Raw genomic sequence first — 3,463 nt, 5'->3', positions numbered from 1 at the left:
GGTTTTGATTTCAAGCGATTTGTCATAAATCTCCAATGCTTTGTCATACCTTCTTTGCAAGCGATAGATCACTGCCATATTGTTGAGCGCATAGGCAATACCCTCATTGTAATTGAGGGAATCAGATAATGAAAACCCTTTGTTGTAGTATATCAAAGCATCGTGAAAGTTGCCTGAGAAATAGTGAGTGACACCAATGGCGTTAAGTAATTTGGCACGGCTAAGTGAGTCGCTGTGCTGTTTGGCTATGTGTAATGCCCTGTTGTAAATTGCAAAAGTGCTGTCAAGTTCATCTTTAATTTCATAAGCACGCCCCACTTGGTACAAACACCAAATTTGCCCCGAAGGAAACTGAAGAAATTTGGCCAAATCATAACCCCGATATGCAAAATGTATGGCCGAATCTGAATTTTGGGATTGATAATAATAGGCTAAATCCCTGAATTGCCAGACCTTTGAAGTATCAGATTTAGCATAAGTCAACTCGTGCTTCAATCGTTCAATTTCTTGGGATTGCAGCGTTAACGTTGAGAGTAAACCCAACAGGATGATTATCTTTAGTTGTTTCAAATTCAACAAATTTGATTTTTAAAGATAAAAAATAATTGTAAATATTTTTTTTTGAAAGTGTTTCAACAAAAACTAGTGTTTTCTTTCAGCATAGACCAAATAATATCTGGGCGTAAAAAGCCGTAAAAAAGGGCGAAATCCAATTTTCTTTACCGGATTTGTAAAAGTGGTTTTACGCTTGATTTCCCAACCCGACTTTTCTAAAAGCCAGTCAAACTGCCAGGGTTCAAATTCATGATAATGCCTGTCCCATTGATCTGTTTTACTTTGGTATGCCGGGGCAAACCACAATTTTAAAGGCACTGAAGCTACTAGTTTTTTGACTTTTATTTCTTTCAGGATATTGTAAGGGGCAATGAGGTGTTCAAAGATTTCAAAAGCTGTAATCACTTCAGCATCGCTGTTATGAACTGCTGAAAAATCTTCATCGAGATCTTCGCCTTGAGTGTTTTCAACTTGAAATCCTTCCTTTTTCATGATTTCAGAAAAAGGATTTTCTACACCCAAATCCAATAATTTAGATTTTTGAGGGATGACTTCCTTTAAAAATTCAAGGGTAATTTTATAACGCTTCTTTGGGTATTTTCCTTCGTACATAGGTTAAAATTGATACACCACGGCATTGATGTTCATACCCGCGCCCACACTGGCAAAAATAACATGGTCACCGGGCTTAACCTGGTGATTGCCCAACTTTTTTTGCCAAACCAAATCCAATAGAGTAGGGATGGTTGCGACACTGCTGTTGCCCAATTCGCTTATACTCATGGGCATAATGTCGTTGGGCATTTCCATGCCGTAGAGCTTGTAAAAACGCTGGCAAATGGCTTCATCCATTTTTTCATTGGCTTGATGGATAAATATTTTTTTGATGTTTTTAATGTTAATCCCACTTTTGTCCAGGCAACTTTTCATAGCCATGGGCACATTGGTCAAAGCAAAATTGTAGACTTTACGGCCATACATTTTGATGTAACGGGTATTGTCTTTTTGCTCCTTTTCGTTGCTGGTGTCAAAATAGATAAAATGTGCTTCGTCTTTGGTGTGGGTTACAGTTTCGTGAGCTAAAATACCGCCTTCTTCATCAACTGACTGAAGAATTACTGCACCTGCACCGTCACTGTAAATCATGGAGTCGCGGTCATGGGCATCGATTACTCGCGATAAAGTTTCTGAGCCTATTACCAAACAGGTTTTTGCCATTCCCGCCTGAATAAAAGCGTTGGAATGAATTACACTCTCCAGCCATCCCGGGCAACCAAATAACATGTCGTAAGCCACACAATTTGGGTTTTTAATTTGCAATAAATGTTTCACCCGTGAAGCCAAACTGGGTACTGTATCACTTTGTACAGTGCCATGTATTAAATCGCCATAATTGTGGGCAACAATGATATAATTTATGGTTTCAGGGTCAATTTTGGCTGCAGCTATCGCTTTTTTTGCAGCAATAAAAGCAATGTCTGAGTTGACCAGGTTTTCTTCAAGGTAACGGCGTTCCTGTATGCCGGTAATTGCCTTAAATTTTTCAATAATAACTGTGTTTGGGGAATCAAAGGCACTACCATCCTCATTCAGAAATCGGTGTTTACTAAATGATTCATTTGTAGCAATCTTTTCAGGAATGTAGCTGCCAATTCCTTTAATTTTTACAGCGCGCTTCATGATTCTATTTTTTTGGCTAATTTAATAATTTATTGTCCCAATCACACAAAATTTAACCCTACTTTAAAAACATTAAAGGTCTTTTGGAATCCAAAAAACCTTTAATTGTGTAATACTCATTAACTCCCCTCTCCTTTGGAGAGTGGTTGGGGTCACTGACGCTCAAAAGCTTTAGCGACGGAGCGTTGAGGACTTACGCTTCCATATACTCCTCAATTGGCGCACAGGTACAGATCAAATTTCTGTCGCCATAAGCTTCATCTACCCTTCTGCAACTTGGCCAGAATTTATTATCTGAAACATACTCCAAAGGAAAAGCCGCTTGTTGACGGGTGTAAGGAAAATCCCAATCATCTGTCGTAACCATTCTTAAAGTGTGTGGCGCATTTTTCAAAACGTTGTTCAAATTGTCTGATGTCACTTCGTTGATTTCCTTTCTGATGGAAATCATCGCATCACAAAAGCGGTCGAGCTCTGCTTTGCTTTCACTTTCCGTGGGTTCCACCATCAATGTCCCTGCAACAGGAAACGAAACCGTAGGCGCGTGAAAACCATAATCCATCAAACGTTTGGCGATGTCCACTACTTCAATGCCATTTTGTTTAAACGGACGGCAATCCAAAATCATTTCGTGAGCCGCCCTGCCGCGTTCTCCGGTATATAAAGTTTCATAATGCCCCTTCAAACGCTCTTTCATATAATTGGCATTTAAAATGGCATACTCCGTCGCTTTTTTAAGACCTCTAACACCCAACATCCTGATGTATGCATAGGATATCAAACATACAAGTGATGAACCATAAGGGGCCGAAGATATTGCAGTAATCGCTTTTCCCCCTCCGGTTTTGATGATGGGGTTTCCGGGAAGGAAAGGTGCGAGTTGCGGGGCCACACAAATGGGCCCAACACCCGGTCCACCTCCACCGTGAGGAATGGCAAAGGTTTTGTGTAAATTAAGGTGACACACGTCTGCACCAATTGCCCCGGGATTGGTCAAGCCCACCTGGGCATTCATATTGGCACCGTCCATATAGACTTGTCCGCCGTTGTCATGTATTATTTTTGTTACTTCTTTAATGGATTTCTCATATACGCCGTGAGTTGATGGATATGTTACCATCAAGCAAGAAAGGTTGTCTTTGTGCAATTCAGCTTTTTCACGTAAGTCGTCCACATCAATATTTCCTTCTTCGGTTGATTTAGTAACAACCACTTTCATGCCCGCCAT

4 protein-coding genes are annotated in these 3,463 nt (G+C 40.3%); all 4 read right to left on the bottom strand.

Annotation, left to right across the window (positions count from 1 at the left end):
• The coding region (locus AC6F75_RS02725) for a tetratricopeptide repeat protein (protein WP_500713415.1) at positions 1 to 570 on the bottom strand (570 nt) is incomplete at its 3' end.
• A gap of 72 nt (positions 571 to 642) precedes the next feature.
• Entirely contained in the window at positions 643 to 1,167 is a 525-nt protein-coding gene (locus AC6F75_RS02720; RefSeq protein ID WP_500713414.1) for a class I SAM-dependent methyltransferase, read from the bottom strand.
• A 3-nt stretch (positions 1,168 to 1,170) separates the two neighbouring features.
• Positions 1,171 to 2,235: a 3-oxoacyl-[acyl-carrier-protein] synthase III C-terminal domain-containing protein gene (locus AC6F75_RS02715; protein ID WP_500713413.1), complete on the bottom strand. Its 1,065-nt coding sequence runs from the start codon at positions 2,233 to 2,235 to the stop codon at positions 1,171 to 1,173.
• A gap of 193 nt (positions 2,236 to 2,428) precedes the next feature.
• Positions 2,429 to 3,463, bottom strand: a 1,035-nt coding sequence (locus tag AC6F75_RS02710; protein WP_500713412.1) for an aminotransferase class V-fold PLP-dependent enzyme, incomplete at its 5' end; no start/stop codon positions are given.

The sequence above is a fragment of the Planktosalinus sp. genome, assembly GCF_059864935.1.
This window is presented reverse-complemented; position numbering and strand designations above follow the sequence as displayed.

What these genes read in the sequence shown, in the direction of transcription:
- AC6F75_RS02720 (WP_500713414.1), bottom strand. Translation starts at nt 1,167, where the DNA reads ATGTACGAAGGAAAATACCCAAAGAAGCGTTATAAAATTACCCTTGAA.
- AC6F75_RS02715 (WP_500713413.1), bottom strand. Translation starts at nt 2,235, where the DNA reads ATGAAGCGCGCTGTAAAAATTAAAGGAATTGGCAGCTACATTCCTGAA.